19 protein-coding genes and 1 pseudogene are annotated in these 18407 nt (G+C 57.2%); 7 read left to right on the forward strand and 13 right to left on the reverse strand.

The window, feature by feature from the left end; all coding sequences use genetic code 11:
• Positions 1–158 precede the first annotated feature (158 nt).
• On the reverse strand, positions 159–422 hold the full coding sequence (locus tag TG4357_RS19485; RefSeq protein ID WP_158509065.1) for a hypothetical protein: 264 nt from the start codon (positions 420–422) through the stop codon (positions 159–161).
• Between TG4357_RS19485 and TG4357_RS09615 the strand changes: the two genes are divergently transcribed.
• On the forward strand, positions 421–1983 hold the full coding sequence (locus tag TG4357_RS09615) for a methyl-accepting chemotaxis protein (RefSeq protein WP_158509066.1): 1563 nt from the start codon (positions 421–423) through the stop codon (positions 1981–1983). The two genes, TG4357_RS19485 and TG4357_RS09615, sit on opposite strands and share 2 nt — an antisense overlap.
• Positions 1984–2043: 60 nt before the next feature.
• On the opposite strand, the gene TG4357_RS09620 is transcribed toward TG4357_RS09615, so the two are convergent.
• From TG4357_RS09620 to TG4357_RS09650, 7 genes are all read right to left on the reverse strand, one after another.
• The gene (locus TG4357_RS09620) at positions 2044–3270 is read right to left on the reverse strand and encodes a bifunctional alpha/beta hydrolase/OsmC family protein (protein WP_058262658.1); all 1227 of its coding nucleotides are present in this window, start codon (positions 3268–3270) and stop codon (positions 2044–2046) included.
• Between the two features lie 84 nt (positions 3271–3354).
• Entirely contained in the window at positions 3355–3774 is a 420-nt protein-coding gene (locus tag TG4357_RS09625) for a secondary thiamine-phosphate synthase enzyme YjbQ (RefSeq protein WP_058262659.1), read from the reverse strand.
• A gap of 1 nt (position 3775) precedes the next feature.
• Positions 3776–4060, reverse strand: coding sequence for an HlyU family transcriptional regulator (locus TG4357_RS09630; RefSeq protein WP_058262660.1), 285 nt, complete (start codon positions 4058–4060; stop codon positions 3776–3778).
• 339 nt (positions 4061–4399) lie between these two features.
• Positions 4400–4981 carry a hypothetical protein gene (locus TG4357_RS09635; protein WP_058262661.1) on the reverse strand — a complete coding sequence of 194 codons (582 nt, stop codon included), beginning with the start codon at positions 4979–4981 and terminating at the stop codon, positions 4400–4402.
• A gap of 48 nt (positions 4982–5029) precedes the next feature.
• A complete protein-coding gene (rpoD, locus tag TG4357_RS09640) occupies positions 5030–7024 on the reverse strand; it encodes an RNA polymerase sigma factor RpoD (RefSeq protein ID WP_058262662.1) in 1995 nt (664 codons plus the stop codon).
• 126 nt (positions 7025–7150) lie between these two features.
• Positions 7151–9127: a DNA primase gene (gene dnaG / locus TG4357_RS09645; RefSeq protein WP_058262663.1), complete on the reverse strand. Its 1977-nt coding sequence runs from the start codon at positions 9125–9127 to the stop codon at positions 7151–7153.
• Positions 9128–9209: 82 nt separating this feature from the next.
• Entirely contained in the window at positions 9210–9518 is a 309-nt protein-coding gene (locus TG4357_RS09650; protein WP_058262664.1) for a hypothetical protein, read from the reverse strand.
• Between the two features lie 300 nt (positions 9519–9818).
• Between TG4357_RS09650 and TG4357_RS09655 the strand changes: the two genes are divergently transcribed.
• The 3 genes from TG4357_RS09655 to TG4357_RS09665 are packed head-to-tail and all read left to right on the forward strand — an operon-like array spanning position 9819 to position 12603.
• Complete coding sequence (locus TG4357_RS09655; protein WP_058262665.1) at positions 9819–11519, forward strand: TadE/TadG family type IV pilus assembly protein; 1701 nt, start codon at positions 9819–9821, stop codon at positions 11517–11519.
• The gene (locus TG4357_RS09660; protein WP_058262666.1) at positions 11516–12049 is read left to right on the forward strand and encodes a TadE/TadG family type IV pilus assembly protein; all 534 of its coding nucleotides are present in this window, start codon (positions 11516–11518) and stop codon (positions 12047–12049) included. The genes TG4357_RS09655 and TG4357_RS09660 overlap by 4 nt, the downstream gene beginning before the upstream one ends.
• Entirely contained in the window at positions 12049–12603 is a 555-nt protein-coding gene (locus TG4357_RS09665; RefSeq protein WP_058262667.1) for a TadE/TadG family type IV pilus assembly protein, read from the forward strand. The genes TG4357_RS09660 and TG4357_RS09665 overlap by 1 nt, the downstream gene beginning before the upstream one ends.
• Positions 12604–12628: 25 nt before the next feature.
• Here the strand turns inward: TG4357_RS09665 and TG4357_RS09670 are convergent, their stop codons facing one another.
• On the reverse strand, positions 12629–13123 hold the full coding sequence (locus TG4357_RS09670) for a hypothetical protein (RefSeq protein WP_058262668.1): 495 nt from the start codon (positions 13121–13123) through the stop codon (positions 12629–12631).
• Between the two features lie 72 nt (positions 13124–13195).
• Complete coding sequence (locus TG4357_RS09675) at positions 13196–13783, reverse strand: TetR/AcrR family transcriptional regulator (protein WP_058262669.1); 588 nt, start codon at positions 13781–13783, stop codon at positions 13196–13198.
• Positions 13784–13930: 147 nt separating this feature from the next.
• On the opposite strand from TG4357_RS09675, the gene TG4357_RS09680 reads away from it, so the two are divergent.
• A complete protein-coding gene (locus TG4357_RS09680) occupies positions 13931–14176 on the forward strand; it encodes a hypothetical protein (RefSeq protein WP_058262670.1) in 246 nt (81 codons plus the stop codon).
• Between the two features lie 99 nt (positions 14177–14275).
• Complete coding sequence (locus TG4357_RS09685; protein ID WP_058262671.1) at positions 14276–15562, forward strand: homoserine dehydrogenase; 1287 nt, start codon at positions 14276–14278, stop codon at positions 15560–15562.
• A 94-nt stretch (positions 15563–15656) separates the two neighbouring features.
• On the opposite strand, the gene TG4357_RS09690 is transcribed toward TG4357_RS09685, so the two are convergent.
• Both TG4357_RS09690 and TG4357_RS09695 read right to left on the reverse strand, forming a co-directional pair.
• Entirely contained in the window at positions 15657–16664 is a 1008-nt protein-coding gene (locus TG4357_RS09690; RefSeq protein WP_058262672.1) for an LLM class flavin-dependent oxidoreductase, read from the reverse strand.
• Between the two features lie 260 nt (positions 16665–16924).
• Positions 16925–17623, reverse strand: a complete 699-nt coding sequence (locus TG4357_RS09695; protein WP_139193679.1) for a calcium-binding protein — start codon at positions 17621–17623, stop codon at positions 16925–16927.
• A 74-nt stretch (positions 17624–17697) separates the two neighbouring features.
• On the opposite strand from TG4357_RS09695, the pseudogene TG4357_RS09700 reads away from it, so the two are divergent.
• Positions 17698–18065 (forward strand): annotated as a pseudogene (locus TG4357_RS09700) (transposase); the annotation flags it as partial.
• A gap of 38 nt (positions 18066–18103) precedes the next feature.
• Here the strand turns inward: TG4357_RS09700 and TG4357_RS09705 are convergent.
• Positions 18104–18407: integrase core domain-containing protein (locus TG4357_RS09705; protein ID WP_144433921.1), on the reverse strand; the 304-nt coding region annotated here is incomplete at its 5' end.

The following is an 18407-nucleotide window of genomic DNA, read 5'->3' on the forward strand; positions in this document are numbered from 1 at the left end:
TGCGTCGAGACGAACGACGGCTTGCAACCGGATCACCGCAGGGTCGGACATTGCCGCAGAAACAACCAAAAGAGGCACCCCCGAATCCTGCCACCCGGACACATGGAAAACCTCAGATAATGCACTACTCTTGCGTATAGATTTGTCAAATTTCCAGATCAATTTCGCAAATTCCGCCTCCCGAGGTCGTTAACTTTTTCACCCCAACCTTCAATACGGGGAACAAATATCTGCGCTTTGCAGCCTTCATCGCGGACTTGGCACGCCTTGCCCGAGACGTGAATTTCGGTGCTTCGTCCATATTGCCGGAATTTGAGCCTGAAACCCTGCGGATGTAAAAAAGGAAGAAAGATGCGTTTCACTTTAAAACTACGGTTGGCTGCAACTTTCGCAGCCGTTTTCATTATTTTTGCAAGCAGCATGTTTCTGTCGCTCCGGGCGTTGGAAAAGAGCAAGTCGAACATGGAGCAGGTTGTTTACGTAAACACCGAACATTTGCTGAATGCCGAAAGCCTTCTGATCATGACCCGGAACATGCAGTTGAATGTGTCCAATATCCTGATCGGCTGGGAAGGCGGCGAAGACGATCCGAACCGGATTCCGAATTTGCAGAAAAACCTGAAAGACACTGCCGCCAAAGCCGGAAAGATCATCGAAGACATGAAAGGGTATTCGGCGGAAGATTTGCAAACCAGGCTGAAAATCATGTCCGAAGCGCTGGATCAATTCGCAAAGCACACCGAGCAAGCAATCACCTATGAGCTGGCCGGAGACGGACGTGCCAACGAGGTGTACCATCACGATGCAAACCCCACGATGGCCAAGATCAATAGCTTGGCGAAGGAAGTCGAAGTCTTCTATTCGGCTGAGATGGATCAGACGGTGCTGAAAGCACAGGAAGATTTCGCAACGACCCGCAACAACCTGTTCATGGCCATGGCCGTGGCGGTAGTTTTCATGCTGATTTCGTCGGTGCTGATCATTCGCAAGCTGGCCACCGGGCTGAACCTGTCGATCAGTCTGGCGCGGCAGGTAGCGGCGGGCGATTTGCGCAGTACGGTGGACGTGAAGGGCAACAATGAACTCACCGACCTACTGAATGCCCAAAACGACATGGTCGTTCATCTGCGCAATACGGTTGAAAACGTCACGTCAGCAGTGGGCAATCTGGTTGCCGGGGCAAGCCAGGTTTCAGGCACGTCAGAAACGCTGTCCGAAGGGGCCACTGTGCAAGCCGGATCGACCGAAGAAGTTTCGGCGGCAGTGGAACAGATGTCGGCCAACATCTCGGCCACGTCGGACAATGCAAGTACGACGGATGACATCGCCCGTCAGGCGGCCAAGGACGCCATTACTTCGGGCGAAGCGGTAACCAAAGCGGTTGAATCGATGAAAACCATCGGCGAACGCATCATGATCTTGCAAGAAATCGCCCGTCAAACCGACCTGTTGGCGCTGAACGCGGCGGTTGAAGCGGCGCGGGCCGGTGAACACGGACGCGGTTTTGCAGTGGTCGCAGCGGAAGTCCGCAAACTGGCCGAAAACAGCCAGCAGGCAGCAGCGGAGATTTCGATCCTGTCCAAGGACACCGTATCGTCGGCCACCAAAGCGGGCGAGATGTTGCAAGACCTGGTGCCGAAGATCGAAAAAACATCGACATTGGTCAGCGGCATCACAGGCGCGTCGCGCGAATTGGCGATCGGATCGACCCAGATCAATGAATCGGTGCAGCGCCTGGACAATGTGACCCAAGGCAACACCGCCGCGTCGGAAGAACTGTCCGCCGCAGCGACCGAATTGTCGAGCCAGGCCGAACAGTTGGCCGAAGTCATCAGTTTCTTCCAGGTCGAGAGCCGCAGCATGCAGGGCGACCCCGCCACGACCGGGACCAAAGGAAAGGATACCGGCGAAGACGCGCCCATGGTGATTAATCTGGATCTCGACGACGGTGCGGAAAAGATCGATTTCAAAGCCGTTTCGTAATCCGGCGGTTTAAGAAAAATCACAACAGCCGCGGTTGATGCCGCGGTTGTTGTGATCCATTCATGTGTCGTCCGGGCGCAGCACCGTTTCGATTACAGATGCCGAATGCAGCGTCTTGTGGACCGGGCAGCGGTCGGCAATGCGCAACAGCGACTGGCGTTCGGTTTCGCTCAGATCGCCCGCGAGACGGATTTCACGGCGGAACACATCGACCTTACCGGTGCCTTTTCCGGGAGTGATTTCTTCACCATGGCGCTTGTCATGGGTGACTTCGACCGACACATGTTCCAGCGGCAGATTTTTGTGGCGCGCATAGATCCGCAGCGTCATGGTGGTGCAAGCCCCAAGCCCGGCGGCAAGGAACTGATATGGGTTGGGGCCTAGATCAGTACCGCCCATTTCCAGCGGTTCATCTGCCAGCATATGGTGTTTGCCCGCGATATTCACATCCTGAAGTAGACCCGATGCATCGGCTTCGGACACCCGGATCACACCGTCGGGGGCGTGTTGCGGGAAGTCTTCTTCGACCAGATCGAGATAGCGGCCAGCCCATGTTGCAATGGTGTCGGCGACATATTCGGCATCAGTTTCACGGCTGATCAGATGATCGGCATCATCCAGCGTGACAAAGGATTTCGGATGCATTGCGGCGGCAAAGATTTCGGCCGCATTGTCGATGCCCACCACGGTATCGCGCGGCGCGTGCAGCACCAGAAGCGCCTTTTTCATTTCCCGGATCGCGGGCCCCATCTGTTGCGCCGCGATATCGTCAAGGAAATGTTCGCAGATGGTGAAACTGCGCCCGGCCAGATCGACCTGCGCCTTGCCTCGTGAGCGGATTTCATCAAGCTGCGCGGCGAAATTTTCCGCCACATGCGCCGGATCGAACGGGGCCCCGATGGTAGCGACGGCTTGGGCGGTCGGGATATTCCCCGCTGCTTTCAGCATCGCCGCCCCGCCCAGCGAATGACCGATCAACAGTTGCGGCGGCATCAGTTTTTCCCCAAGCGCCCGGGCGGCAAGGATCAGGTCGGCCACGTTGGTGGTGAAATTGGTATTGGCAAATTCGCCGTCGGAATGACCCAGCCCGGTGAAATCGAAGCGCAGCACGGCAATACCCTGCGATGCCAGCCGGGACGAAATCCGGCGTGCGGCGGGGATATCCTTGGAACAGGTGAAACAATGGGCAAACAGCGCCGTGGCACAGACCTGACCTTCGGGCAGATCAAGCCGGGCCGACAGCGTGCTGCCATCATGGCCGGTAAAGGTAAGGCGTTCGGATTTCATGGCATTGTCCTGTATTGTGGTGCGGCCAATATGGCGGAAAACACCGCACCGTGCAGGGGGTAAATACCCATTATCACCGATTTGTCAGCGGCCGAGATACGCCGCAACTTGCCGGAGATGCGGGGCATTGCGGTGTTCGAACAGGTATATCCCCTGCCATGTGCCCAGAACCGGGCGCCCCCCCGTGACCGGGATCGATAGCGAGACCGGCATCATCGCGGCCTTGATATGGGCCGGCATATCATCAGGGCCTTCATAGGTATGGGTCAGATAAGACATCGCCGGGTCGGTGGTGGGTGGCACCAACCGGTGAAAGAAATTGCGCAGGTCGGTCTGCACTTCGGGATCGGCGTTTTCCTGAATCAGCAGGGAACAGGAGGTGTGGCGCACGAACAGGGTCAGCAGCCCGGTATCGATACCTTGCCCTGACACCCAAGCTGTCACCTGCCGGGTAAATTCATAAAGCCCCTGCCCGTTCGTGTGGACGCTGAAACTGGTCTGCATGTCAGCGGAACACGCCCTCGCCCATCTGATCAATGAAGACCTTGGCCTTGCGCAGGCTCGCGCTGCGGGCTTCTTCGGGCGACTGAATGGTGTCGGCGCGGATCATCTGATGGGTTTTCAAGTCTCCGTCGATTTCTTTCTCGATCCGGGCGGCAAGGCGGAACCCGCCCTCGCCCGGCATCGGATCGGGGAAGATGCGGAAGCCTTTGTAATCCTCGGGCTGCGCTGCGGGTTTGGCCTTGGGCTCCGACCGACCGGCGCCGAAGAGTTTGGAAAGCAGTGACATAGGGTGATCCCGTTGGTTCCGTTTGGCCGCCAGTGTGCGGGGTTGAGCGGCTGGGGGCAAGGGGGCGTGGGGCAGTCCCGACCCGGAACAAGGCCGCAGGCCGCCGGGCCAGCGCCGGACCGTCCCGGCGGTCTGGCGCTTTGGTGAGGTTGGCGCGTCGCTTATCTGTCGTCCGGATATGGCTGGAATAAAGCGCGTCGTTCAGACGGTGCAGCGCCACACCACGGTCCAGCGCAGGCCCGGTTTTGCACTTTACCAAACCCAATTCAAAGCGTCTGCTGAATATTTCATGGATAGCTAAAAATGGAGCAACCGTGAGACACACGACCTACCGCAGGCTCAAGAGTTTCGGCTTAACTCAACGACCATTTCCTCTGGCGTCTTAATTGATCGCAATCCCAATGACTGGAGTTCAGAAAACTTGTTCTGAAAGTCACGTGTATTAGTAGTTATGAAAACATCCCGATCCGCATCTAGGTGTGTCCACAACGTATGCACGTCACACCACACGTTTCGCCATTTTTTCATCTCAGATGAGTGCAGTAGGTCTGTAGTTACACTGGCCGGAAGTTGACGCACCTGTATCCCGCCTATTATCGCCCAAATATCATCAATAAGTTTTTCATAGGCATCTGAGTCAACAAATCTAGCCATGTCCCAGTATGTCAAATCCCAAATCAAAGGGCCGAACAATATGGTCAGCTCAGACCAACCCAACTTTTCCAACCGATCATTAAATTGCTCCGCCGACTGGCAAAGCGTTTTGGAGCCCGGGAGGCTTTCGGAGGCAGATATGGTGGTGATTGCAACATCTACCTGTTTTGCAAGATGAAGATCGACCAATCGCTGGACGTAACGTGATTGAACATCACGCTTCTCAGCGCTCACGACGCAGTTCCAATCAAAAGTTAGCGTTTTCATGAAACCTATACCTATTAAAAAAAAGGCGCCCCTCAGGGCGCCCTTTGATCACTGATCCAGGAAGCTCCTGAGTTTTCGGCTCCGGCTCGGGTGCTTCAACTTCCGCAAAGCCTTGGCCTCGATCTGGCGGATCCGTTCGCGGGTCACGCTGAACTGCTGGCCGACTTCTTCCAGCGTGTGGTCGGTGTTCATGCCGATGCCGAACCGCATCCGCAAAACCCGTTCTTCACGCGGCGTGAGAGAGGCCAGAACCCGGGTGGTGGTTTCCTTCAGGTTTTCCTGAATGGCGGAATCCAACGGCAGGACGGCGTTCTTGTCCTCGATGAAATCGCCAAGCTGGCTGTCTTCCTCGTCCCCGATCGGGGTTTCGAGGCTGATCGGTTCCTTGGCGATCTTCATCACCTTGCGGACCTTTTCCAGCGGCATTTGCAGCTTTTCGGCCAATTCTTCCGGTGTCGGTTCGCGGCCGATTTCGTGCAGCATCTGACGCCCGGTACGGACCAACTTGTTGATCGTTTCGATCATGTGGACCGGGATACGGATGGTGCGGGCCTGATCCGCGATGGACCGGGTGATCGCCTGACGGATCCACCAGGTCGCATAGGTCGAAAATTTATAACCGCGGCGATATTCGAATTTATCGACCGCTTTCATCAGGCCGATATTGCCTTCCTGGATCAGGTCGAGGAATTGCAAGCCGCGGTTGGTGTATTTCTTGGCGATCGAAATCACCAGACGCAGGTTGGCTTCGACCATTTCCTTCTTGGCTTGACGTGCTTCTTTTTCGCCCTTCTGGACCTGAGACACGATGCGGCGGAATTCCGAAATGTCGAGGCCGACATACTGACCGACCTGCGCCATGTCGTTGCGCAGTTCGTCGACCTTGTCGGACGAGCGTTCGATGAACATCTGCCAACCGCGACCGGGTTTTTCACCCATCCGGTCAAGCCAGGTCGGATCGAGTTCGGAATTGCGATAGGCTTCGATGAATTCGCGGCGGTTGATCCGCGCCTGATCGGCCAGTTTCACCATCGCGCTGTCGATCTGCATGATCCGGCGGTTGATGCCGTAAAGCTGATCGATCAGGGCTTCGATCCGGTTGTTATGCAGGTGCAGACCATTGACCAGTTCGACGATTTCCGAGCGCAGTTTCTGATAGGTCGCTTCTTCCTGATCGCTGAACGTGTCGTCTTCGTTCAGGGTGGCCGAAATCCGCAGATCCTGCATTTCCGACAGCCGTTCGAAATCTTCGGCGATGTGATTCAGCGTGTCCAGAACCCGCTGTTTCAGTGCCGCTTCCATCGCGGCCAGCGACATGTTGGCCTGTTCGTCGTCTTCATCGTCTTCATCATCGTCGTCACTGCGGATCGGGTTGCCATCCGCGTCGAGTTCGGGTTGGTCGTCTTTTTGCGCCTTGGGCGCGGTGGCAACATTGGCAGCTTCGGCGACAGGTTCGCTTTCGCCTTCTTCTTCCATCGTGTTGCCGAAGGTCGTTTCCAGATCGATCACATCGCGCAGCAGAATGTCTTCGGACAGAAGTTCGTCGCGCCAGATGGTGATCGCCTGAAACGTTAGCGGGCTTTCGCACAGGCCGAGGATCATCGTGTTGCGGCCGGCTTCGATCCGCTTGGCGATGGCGATTTCGCCTTCGCGGCTTAGCAGTTCGACCGAGCCCATTTCGCGCAGATACATCCGCACCGGATCGTCGGTCCGGTCGAGCTTTTCTGCCCCACCGGAAGACAGGGTAACTTCGCCTTTGTTCGACGACACATCGACCACGGCGGTGGTTTTCTGATCGTCGTCTTCGGCTTCTTCATCTTCGATGATATTGATGCCCATCTCGGACAGCATCGACATCACGTCTTCGATCTGTTCCGAGGACACCTGATCAGGCGGCAGCACCTGATTGAGCTGGTCGTAGGTGATGTAGCCTTTTTCACGCGCCTCGGCGATCATCCGTTTGACGGCGGCTTGGCTCATATCGAGCGAAGATTCGGCGTCCTGATCGTCTGGCTTGCGGTCTTCGGTATCTTTGGCGGCCATCTAGCTCTCCTACAGGGGCGTCGGTGCGGATCTGTCGGGTGATTCGTTATCGCGAATCAATAGCGCGAATACCCGATTCGAAAACCCGTTTACCCGTATTTCTTTCTCAATTCTTCACCAAAACGGTTATCGCGGCCGTTTTGTGAAGCTGATTTGTCCCAAAACCCGGTCCAGCGCGTCGCGTTCGTCGCGATTGATTCGGGCCCCGTTCTTGCCGATGTCATAGCGTGACGTGTCTTCCTGTTCGCTGCGCAGCGCGCGATTCTTGGTTTCAGCGGCCTGTTGCAGCCGCCATGTTACCGCTTCGTCCGCGACCCCGCCCAGTTCCTCTTCGGCTTCGGCGATTTCGGCGCTCAGGCCGCGTTCGGCCTGCAATTTGGCGAATTCTTCGGTCACCGTCATCCGGGCGGTTTCGATATCCCCCGACCTCCGCACCGAGGGTGCAATCGCCACATGGGGCAGCGCAAGCAGATTTTCAAGAACCCCGGGCCCCAACATTTCGGGCAGACGGGCTTCCAGATCGACAATATCTCCATGATGCGACAGGTCCAGCAGCCGGTCGCGCAGCAGGGCGAAATCGGGATCGACGCAATCGAGATGTTCGATCTGATAATCGAATTCCGCGATCAGGTCGGGTTGGCGCAACAAGGTCGCAAGGATCACCGCTTCGCGCAGTCGGGTTTGCGCACTATCCCCGGCTGACACCAGCATCGAGGATTTGGTGCCGGGATGGAAGGTGGGGCCGAAATCGCCCCGGCGGCCGCCACGCCCCTGCCCCGGCTGGAACGGCTTGCCCGGCACGAAGGCCTTACGCCGGTTTTGTCGGAACAGATCCCAGCGCAGATCCTTGATCGCCTGACCATAATGGGCGCGGATCGACGGATCGCGGATCAGTTTGATCTTGTCGCGCAAAGCCTTGTCCAGTGAGGCCTTGCGTTCGGGGCTGTCAAAATTCTGCCCTTCGGTTTCGCGGCGCCACAGCAGATCGACCATCGGAATGGCCGCTTCTAGCAGGTTTTGCATTTTTGCTGCCCCCTGCGCACGGATCAGGTCGTCAGGATCTAACCCTTCGGGCAACAGCGCAAAGCGCAGCGATTTGCCCGCTTCCAGCAAAGGCAGGGCCAGATCGATCACCCGCATCGCGGCGCGCAGCCCGGCGGTGTCACCATCCAGTGCAATGACCGGTTCCGGCGCGATCCGCCACAGCAATTGCAGCTGGCTTTCGGTGATCGCGGTGCCCAATGGGGCCACGGTGGCAGCAAAACCCGCTTCGGACAGCGCGATCACATCCATGTAGCCTTCGGCCACGACCAAGGGTTTGCCCTTGCCAGCGGCTTCGCGGGCGGGGCCTTGGTTATAAAGACTGCGCCCCTTGTCGAAAAGTTCGGTTTCCGGCGAATTCAGGTATTTGGCATTGTCATTGGGGTCCATTGCGCGACCGCCGAAGGCGATGCAGCGCCCGCGCGGATCACGGATCGGAAACATGATCCGGTTGCGGAAAGTGTCATAGGGTTTCTTGCCCTTGCTCGACGCTTTGGCCAAACCGGCCCCAAGGATCAGATCCTCGGCCACACCTTTGCCGGACAGATGATCCCACAAACCCTGCCAGCCATCGGGGGCAAAGCCGATTTCGAACCTGTCTTGGGTTTCGGGTTTCAGACCGCGCCGATCGAGATAAGCGCGGGCGGCTTCGGCCCCGTTGCGTTTTAGCTGCAACCGGAAAAACTGGGTCGCCATTTCGGTGACTTCGGCCAATAGGGTGCGACGGTCGGATTTCTGTTGGGCCTGTGGGTCGCGCTGCGGCATCGGCATCCCGGCTTCGCGGGCCAGAATTCCGACTGCTTCCATGAAATCGACGTTTTCGGTTTCGCGGATGAAGCTGATCGCGTCGCCCTTGGCCTGACACCCGAAGCAGTAATAAAACCCCTTGCGGTCATCGACATGAAAAGAGGCCGATTTTTCCTGATGGAACGGACACGGCGCCCACATGTCGCCCTTGCCCTGATTGGATTTGCGGGGGTCCCACATGACCTTGCGCCCCACCACCTGAGACAGGCTGATGCGGTTGCGCAATTCATCAAGGAAGCCGGGCGGGAGACTCATGCTGGCGACTATAGAGCGCGCCGCACCGCAAGAAAATGGGCCACTGCGCCAAGGCGCGAAGGAACCGCATCACGAGCAGGATTTATTGAACGAATTCATTGCAGGACGTTTCAAAATACGCGACCGTTTCCGGCAACAACTGATTTTTCGGCAGATGATAGACCCAATCCACCAGCACATCGACGTTTTGTTCGTATTTGCTGCCCGCGATGGGATCAGATTTCAGGATCAGCTTGCCCGCGCGTTTCTGACTTTTGTTTTGAATGCGCAAATCGACCGCCTGCTGCACGATCCCGGTCTGAATGGTACAGCGATCCTGCCTTTGCTGTTTGGTTTCCGCAAGCGCGGGCGTCGCCAGCATCAGGGTCGCAAGACAAAGTAAACGGATCATGAAACACCTCGGGTTCGGTCGCCTTGTCCCTTGATGACAGCAGTTCCAGATCGCTGCAAGGGCTGCGCATCTGCCCAGACTGTCAACCGGGCAAATTCATAAGACTTTAGGGATAATGGCCAATTCTGGAAACAATCTGCGGGACCGCCGGACATTACCCCGTAAGGCGCAACCCAATCCTAGCATAGCCTTTGCCACGCCCAATTTTGGCCACGAATCAAGTTCACAACATTCAAAGCACTTAATGTGTCTGCCGGGGATCGGGACATCCCCCGGCGGGCCAGATGAAAGGGTGACGAGATGGAACAGTTGAGTTCTGACTGCAACGGCTTGGGCCGTCAAAACAATTTGGCGAAGCGACTGGACCGGCTCAAACGGTTCCGTCGGGATGAAAACGGATCGATGACGATGTTCGCGATCTTTGCCTTTATCTGCATGTTGATGGTTGCCGGTATCGGCATCGACCTGATGCGCTATGAACGCGACCGTGCCAAGCTTCAGAACACGCTCGACCGCGCCGTTCTGGCGGCGGCCGACCTGGATCAGACCACCGATGCAACAACCGTGGTGAACGACTATTTTACCAAGGCTGGCATTGGTCAGTATCTGACCAGCGTGACAGTCAATGAAGGCATCGGTTTCCGCACGGTCAGCGCCAATGCGAAATCGACGCTGAACACCTTTTTCCTGTCTCTGGTCGGTATCGACGAATTAAGCGCCCCCGCCGCCGGCACCGCCGAAGAAGCCGTTGGCAGCGTTGAAATTTCACTGGTTCTGGACGTGTCGGGATCGATGGGCAGCAATTCGCGCCTGACCCGCCTGAAACCGGCAGCAAAAGAATTCATCGATACGGTTCTGTCGACGTCGCAAGAAGACAATGTTTCGGTATCGATCATACCCTATTCCACACAGGTCAGTGCCGGGGCAAGCCTGCTGAGCAAATACACCGTGACCGACGAACACGCTTATTCGAATTGCGTCAACTTCACGTCTTCGGATTTTGACACCACGGCCTTGTCCACCGTTGATACGTTGCAGCGCACCGGCCATTTCGATGTCTGGAACGAATACGAAGATCCGGTGGATGGTATCCGGCAACCGGTTTGTCTGACCGACTCCTATGCACAGATTTTGCCCTTGTCGAGCGATCAAACCGTGTTGAACAATTACATCGACGCCTTGCAGGCAGAGGGCAACACGTCGATCGATATAGGGATGAAATGGGGTTCTGCCCTGCTTGATCCCAGCACCCAGGGCGTCGTTGACAGTCTGATCAACGACGGCGAAATCAACGACGGCTTTTCCGGTCGCCCCACAGCATTCCGCGATGGCAGCACGTTGAAAATTCTGGTGCTAATGACCGACGGTCAGAATACCGCCCAATACATGCTGCGCGACGATCTGCGGGCGGGGGATTCAGATGTTTATTATAACGCCGAAGCAGATCGGTATTCGGTCGAATATGTTTCCGGCAGCACCACCCAGTACTGGTGGCCCCATGATGATGACTGGCATGATCATCCCTATGGTGAAGGAATCTATGAGGCCTGTGAAAGCGTCTGGGTTTCCACCGGCTATACCTATCGTCGCGGCCGGTACCGTGAAACCGGCTACTATCAGACTGAATGTTCGGAACAGCAGGAAGCCGGGACATCTGTCAGGCTGAGCTATCCAGAATTGTGGAACCAGGCTTCGTTGCAATGGAACGCTGACAACAACTATAGCTATTCCTACAACCGTTGGAACGATTGGTATTACGACGCCTACACCTATAACGGCTCCAGCACCAAAGACACCCGGACCCATAACATCTGCGCAGCGGCCAAAACCGCTGGGATCATCGTTTTCACTGTGGGTTTCGAAGCCCCAAGCAGCGGCCAGGCCGTTCTGGCAGATTGCGCCAGCTCTGACAGCCATCATTTCGATGTCGACGGATTGGAAATTTCCGATGCTTTTGAATCCATCGCCGCATCGATCAGCAAACTGAGGCTGGTACAATGACGATGTTCAAACGGTTCCTGAACCGCTTCCGTCGAAGCGAACGCGGCTCTGCCACGTTGGAGTTTGTGATCGTGTTCCCGATCTTTGTGGTCCTGATGGGATCGTCTTGGGAATTAGGGTTGATCACCATGCGCACTACGATCATCGAACGAGCGACCGATCTGGTGGTGCGCGACATTCGCCTCGGGACTGGTTCCGCGCCGCAGCATGACGAAATCAAGCAGGAAATCTGCGACATGGCGTCGATCCTGACAAATTGCGAGCAAAATTTGCGGATCGAGATGATCCAGATCGATCCGCGCAACTGGACCGAACCGCCGGCAGAGGCCGATTGCACCGACGCGTCGCAAGAAGTGTCGCCGGTCCGGGCATTTGAAAATGGCCAGGAAAACGAACTGATGCTGCTGCGGGTTTGTTTCAAAGTTGATCCGCTGTTTCCGGCGGTCGGTTTGGGGAAAGCCCTCGTCACGGATGACGCCGGGCAGTTTGCATTGGTGGCAGCCGCCGCCTTCGTTCAGGAGCCGCTGTGATGGATATGATGAATAAAACCAAACGCCTGCTGCGACGCTTTGCCAAGGACAGCGACGGGACGGTCGCGCTGGAAGCGGTGATTGTTGTCCCGTTCCTGTTCTGGGCTTTTCTGGCCAGTTACGTCTATTTCGACGCCTATCGGCAGACCAGCGTGAACATCAAAGCCAATTACACCGTCGGCGATCTGTTGTCGCGGGAAACGGCGGCGGTCAACGACGCGTATATCGATAGCATGCAATCGCTGTTCGCCTTCCTGACCAAGGCCAATTCGAATGCCAGCCTGCGGGTTACGGTTGCGATGTGGGACGAAGAAGACAACATGTATAAACTGGATTGGTCCGAAGCGCGTGGATCGAAATCTGCGCTGAACGAGGCTGGGATCAACGCGCTTGCCGACAATTTGCCGAGCGTGATCGACAATGAGCGTGTCATCGTGGTCGAAACCTGGAGCCATTACACCCCGCTATTCGAGGTTGGGCTGAACGAATCCGACATTTACGAGTTGTCCTTCACCAGCCCGCGCTTTGCGCCGCAACTGGCTTGGGCCAACTAGTAGTCGGTGGCGCCCCGCGACCGGATCATCCGGTCGGGCGTTCCGAAATCATAACCTGAAGAACTTCGGCAATGGCTTTGGTCTGACCACCGGGCAGCACACCGCCAATACCGACCCGACGGCCCATCCGCCACCAGATACCGGGCTGCCAGCGTCGCCCGCGCGGCTGCGCCAATTGCAGCATGAAGCCATGCGAGGGTTTGAAGGCAAAAGTGCCGCGGTTGACCCTGACAATATCTTCGATCCGGGCGATTTCGGTGCCGTCGCTGTCGCAGAGCGCGGTTTCGGTCAGCCGCAGGCCGAGCCGGGTCGCGGCATGCATCTTGACCGCAAAGGCAATCGCAACCGCGCCGCACAGGATCAAGAAAACCTGAAGGCCCAGCGCCGAGGAAGACGGGGTGGCGAAAGCCAGCGCGATCAGCAAAGCGCCCAGCACCACGAACATACCGATGCCCATCCAGCGCCGCGATAGCGATGCCTGCGCTGTGGCCAGAATTTTTTCTTGAACCAATCCGTCCATTGCGTGCGTCCCTTTGCCTGTTGCGCTGCTCATAGCCGGTCTGCGGTCGCAATGCGAGTAACTTTGCAACACTCAGACCGAGACCGCCTTGCGCACCATGTCCCAGTAGATGCCTTCGACTTCGGTCGCAGACAATCGGCCTTCGGCACGGTACCATGTGGTAACTCCGGTCAGCATGGCGATGACGGCCATGGTTTCGATCCGGCTATCTGTGATGGCGAATACGCCTTCGACCGCCCCCTGTTGCAGGATGGTCTCAAGTTCGTTTTCATAGCGTCGACGCAATGCTTCTATCACGGTGAAATTTTCCGGTGTCAGGTTGCGCAGTTCCATATAGGCGATGAAAACCTCGTCGGAGCGGTCGAGGTGGTAGCGGATATGAAAGCGGGTAAAATCTTCCAGCTGTTTCAGCGCGGTGCCGGGACGGCAATGATCGGAGCGCGTATCCAGCAATTCCTGCATATGCCGTTTCATCAGGTCGAACAGCAATGATTGCTTGTCGGGCGTGTAGTTATAAAGCGCCCCGGCCTGCACGCCGACTTCCTTGGCGATCTGGCGCATCGACACTGCCGCGTAACCGTGGCGCGCGAACAGGCGCAACGCCGCGTCCAAAACGCGGGGGCCGGTGATGTCGGAATGGGACCCTGTGGTTCTTGCCATGCCGCCAAGTTAACTGAACATTTGTTCAGATCAAAGCGCGATCTGACCACCAGCGCCCCGGATCCCGCTCTTGGTCGAATGGCAATCCCTTGCCGCAAGGGCGGTTCTGGTGCAAGACAGGGAAAGCCCAGCTGATGAGATTTCGCCATGCGCGCGACCACCGCCCTGATTTTTGCCTTTTACCTGACCGGCTGCGCCGACTTTCCTGATCTGAACGACCAGATCGAACCGGCGGCACGACAGGCCGATTTCCCGGCATTGCTGCCGCTTGATCCGATCTTGGCGGCAAACGCGGACAGCCAGATCACCAAAGACACCGATAAATCCCTGCAAGCCCGCGCCCGCGCCCTGCGCGCCCGCGCCAACCGGCTTCGTCAGCTTGCAGAAGGCTGATGACAGGGTGGCCCCGCCGGCCCCCAATTGCCGCGTTGCGCCGGGCTGCAAGACCCGGTACATCGCCCCTCAAAGATCCGTAACAGTCAGGAGGGCCAGATGAGCCACCCCTTGCGCCTTGGTATTGCCGGGCTGGGCACCGTCGGTGTCGGCGTCGTGAAAATCGTCCGTCAACAGGCGGCTCTTCTGACAGCGCGCACCGGTCGCGAGGTGACGATCAGCGCCATTTCGGCCCGATCACGGACCAAGGACCGTGGTGTCAACCTGTCGCAATACGGCTGGGAAGACGACCCTGTCGTGCTGGCCCAGCGTGACGATGTCGACGTCTATGTCGAACTGATGGGTGGCGAAGATGGCCCGGCCAAGGCATCGATCGAGGCCGCGCTGGCCGCGGGCAAGGACGTGGTCACCGCCAACAAGGCGCTGCTGGCGCGTCACGGTCAGGCGCTGGCCGAACAGGCCGAAGCGACAGGTCGGGTGATCCGCTATGAGGCCGCAGTCGCGGGCGGCATCCCGATCATCAAATCGCTGGCCGAGGGACTGGCCGCGAATGAAATCAGCCGCGTCATGGGGGTGATGAACGGGACCTGTAATTACATCCTGACCCGGATGGAAGCCACCGGACAAGGCTATAACGCGCTGTTCGAAGAGGCCGCCAAGCTGGGCTATCTGGAAGCCGATCCCAATCTCGATGTGGGCGGGATCGATGCCGGGCACAAATTGGCGATCCTGTCTTCGCTGGCCTTTGGCACCCGGATCGATTTCGACGGCGTCGAATTGGAAGGGATTCAGCGCATCAGCCTGGAAGACATCCGGCAGGCCGCCGACATGGGCTACCGGATCAAGCTGCTGGGCGTGGCGCAATTGACCGGCCGCGGGCTGGAACAGCGGATGTCGCCCTGCCTGGTGCCTGCCGACAGCCCGCTGGGCCAGTTGGAAGGCGGCACCAACATGGTTGTGGTCGAAGGTGACAGCGTCGGCCAGATCGTGCTGCGCGGCGCCGGGGCCGGCGAAGGCCCGACCGCCAGCGCAGTGATGGGCGATGTCTGCGATATCGCGCGCGGCGTGCGTTACCCGGTCTTCGGGCAACCTGCCAACACGCTCAAACAGGCACAGCGGGGCACTTCCACACTACCTGCGCCGTATTATCTGCGGATGGGACTGACCGACAAACCGGGCGCATTGGCCAAGATCGCTTCGATCCTGGGCGAGGCTGGCGTGTCAATCAACCGCATGCGGCAATACGGTCACGTCGATGACTATGCGCCGGTGCTGATCGTGACCCATAAAACCACCCGGGCCGATATCGACGCCGCGCTGAACATCATTGCCAAGACCGATGTGGTGGTCGAAGCTCCCGTGGCGTTGCGGATCGAAAGCGTGTGATCCCCGCCGGGGCCAGAATGGCGGCGGCAGCGAATGACCGTTGTCAGACCTTTCTGATCTCGTTGACGTCTTCCGATTTGACTGGGCTGGCACGTCAACTGACGTGAACAGGCTCTTGCAGCTCACTCAAAACACCCGCTGCGATTTCGAATGACCGAACCCGTGCAGAATGGTCATGGATCATGCCCGTCACCATCAATTCATCGGGCCGATACTTGTCGATGATCGCACCCAACTGCGTTTTGATTGCCGAAGGCGACCCGGTCGCAGAACAAGACGACATATGCCTTGCCCGCGCCATGACCTGAGGGGTTATTTTCGCAGCGAGATCGTCAGTGGGGTAAGGCAGCTTACCACGGTTGTTCGTGATGATATTCGCGAATGAAAGCAATTGCGACGACCGAAGACGTTCTGCTTCGGCATCGGTTTCGGCGGCGAACACTCCGGCGGCGATCATCGCATAGGGCCGCGAAAGGGCCCCGGATGGCCGGAAATTTTCGCGGTAAACGTACAAGGCTTCTTCGAGCATGTCCGGTGCGAAATGCGAGGCAAAGACATAGGGTAGCCCCATATAAGCCGCCAACTGCGCCCCATACAGGCTGGACCCAAGAAGCCAGACCGGAACATGCGTCCCCATGCCCGGAATTGCGCGAACAGGAGCCCTTTCGGGCATATCCCCCAAGTAGTCGATTAGCTCCTGCACGTCATGCGGAAAGCTGTCGTTTTGCGACATATGGCGTCGCAAGGCTCTTGCCGTCGCCATATCCGTTCCGGGTGCGCGCCCAAGACCAAGATCAATCCTGCCTTGATAAATTGACGCCAGCGTCCCGAATTGTTCGGCCACCATCAATGGTGCGTGGTTGGGCAACATGATGCCCCCGGCCCCGATACGCATGGTTTGGGTAACCGATGCCAGATACCCGATAAGAACGGCGGTCGCCGAACTGGCGATGCCTGACATATTGTGGTGTTCGGCCACCCAGAAACGAAAATAGCCAGCCTTTTCGGCGGCAATTGCCAAATCCCCGGAATTGGACAAGGCATCAGCCGCGTTTTTACCTTCTGGAATGGGCGACAAATCAAGCAGTGAAAATTTTTCCATAACGACCTCCGTTCGGACGGAAGCTATGGTGCCGCCGCCTTTGACCCGCGCCCCAAGTTCCCTCCAGCTTGCGCGGAGTCCTTGGGATTAAATGTTTGGCCTGAGGCTGCCAACTTGTCCACGGTCTTTCTGTGCAAGAATTCCACCGGACTCAGGTCATCGTCCAGCGCACATGTTACTGCCGCTGGACGACTGTCCTACGCTTTGCAAACCAGATCGATTCATCCTAAATCCGATCCACCAACTGCCAGCATGGAAGCCTAGCGGAGATTCATAAGCCAGCTCATGTCAGCAAGTAAATCTTTCGCCAGCACTCCTTCGATGGTCGCCATGTTTACACCCCAGTAGATTAGCATGGTACCAGATCCATCTTCTGTCGGTTCGAGAGTAAGGAAATCGTTTACGGCTTGCGCTGGTGGGGCGAAGCCTGTGTCTGAGATCAGGGTAATTACGTCCCCTTCTCTCGTCGGGTCAAAATCTGTGATCAAAACAGGAGTCAAATCTTCAGGATCGATACCGTGGTCGACGACTATCTCAAAATCATCGGCCCCGGTTCCGCCCGTTGCGACATCACCGTCATTGACGGCAAGTGTATCATCTCCTTCACCACCAATTATCGTGTCAAAGTGGCCGTCGTAGAAATCGATGGCGCTAAGGTAGTCATCACCATTGCCTCCATCCACTAAATGAGAGCCATCATCGCTTCCTATACTGGCCCTGATCGTGTCGTTCCCTTCTCCGCCAAACAACTGCTGGTCCCCGTTTCCAGCGTCTATGCTGTCGTCACCGCCATTCCCGAAAACCGGGTCATCGCCTGCAAATGGATTAAGAACGTCTGCACCCTCAGAGCCTTGGATAACATCGGTTCCCGTATCAGCAAAACTCGACCTGAAATTTCCAATCCAGCTTGAGGTGGAAATCAAAGTTCCGGGGTAAACGCCTCTGACGACTGCAACCAACTGACCGTTGACCTGCCCCCCACAAAATCCCTCACTTTAATGTAGAGTCTGCTCAATCTTGAAGGAGCAGACGAATGCGAAAGAGCCGTTTTACCGAGGCGCAGATAATCGGGATGATCAAGGAGCAAGAGGCTGGCATGCCGACGGCTGAGGTGTGTCGTAGACACGGCCTCAGCCCTGCGACGTTCTACAAGTTCAAGTCCAAGTATGGCGGCATGGAAGTGTCGGATGCTGCCAAGTTGAAAGCGCTGGAGGACGAGAATGCCAAACTCAAGCGCCTGCTGGCTGATACCATGCTGGACAACGTCGTGCTGAAGGATTTGCTGGGAAAGAACTGACGACATTGACCAAGCGGCGAGAGGCAGCGCTCAGGGCGATGCGGGATCATGACATCTCGCAGCGCCGGGCTTGCCGGCTTGTCGGTGTCGACCCAAAGACGGTCTGGACCTGTCACGGTTTCGTGCCGCCCCAAGTGCTCGTTTAAGCCACCTTCCGCTCAAAAGCGACGGGGCTTTTCCAGCCCAGTGCTGAATGGCGTCGGCGCGGATTATAGAAGCCATTGATGTATTCGAAGATAGCCATCTCAGTTTGCCGCCTGGTTGCCCATGACCGCCGCCAGATCAGCTCGGCCTTGATGGTTTTGAAGAATGTCTCGACGGCCGCATTGTCATAACAATTACCTTTGCCGCTCATGGAGACTTTGAAGCCATGCTGGCGCAGGATCTTCTGGTAGTCATGCGAACAGTATTGGCTGCCCCTGTCGCTGTGGAAGATGCAGCCCTTT

Origin of the sequence: Thalassovita gelatinovora, assembly GCF_001458355.1 — a bacterium.
Taxonomy (GTDB): Bacteria; Pseudomonadota; Alphaproteobacteria; order Rhodobacterales; family Rhodobacteraceae; genus Thalassobius; species Thalassobius gelatinovorus.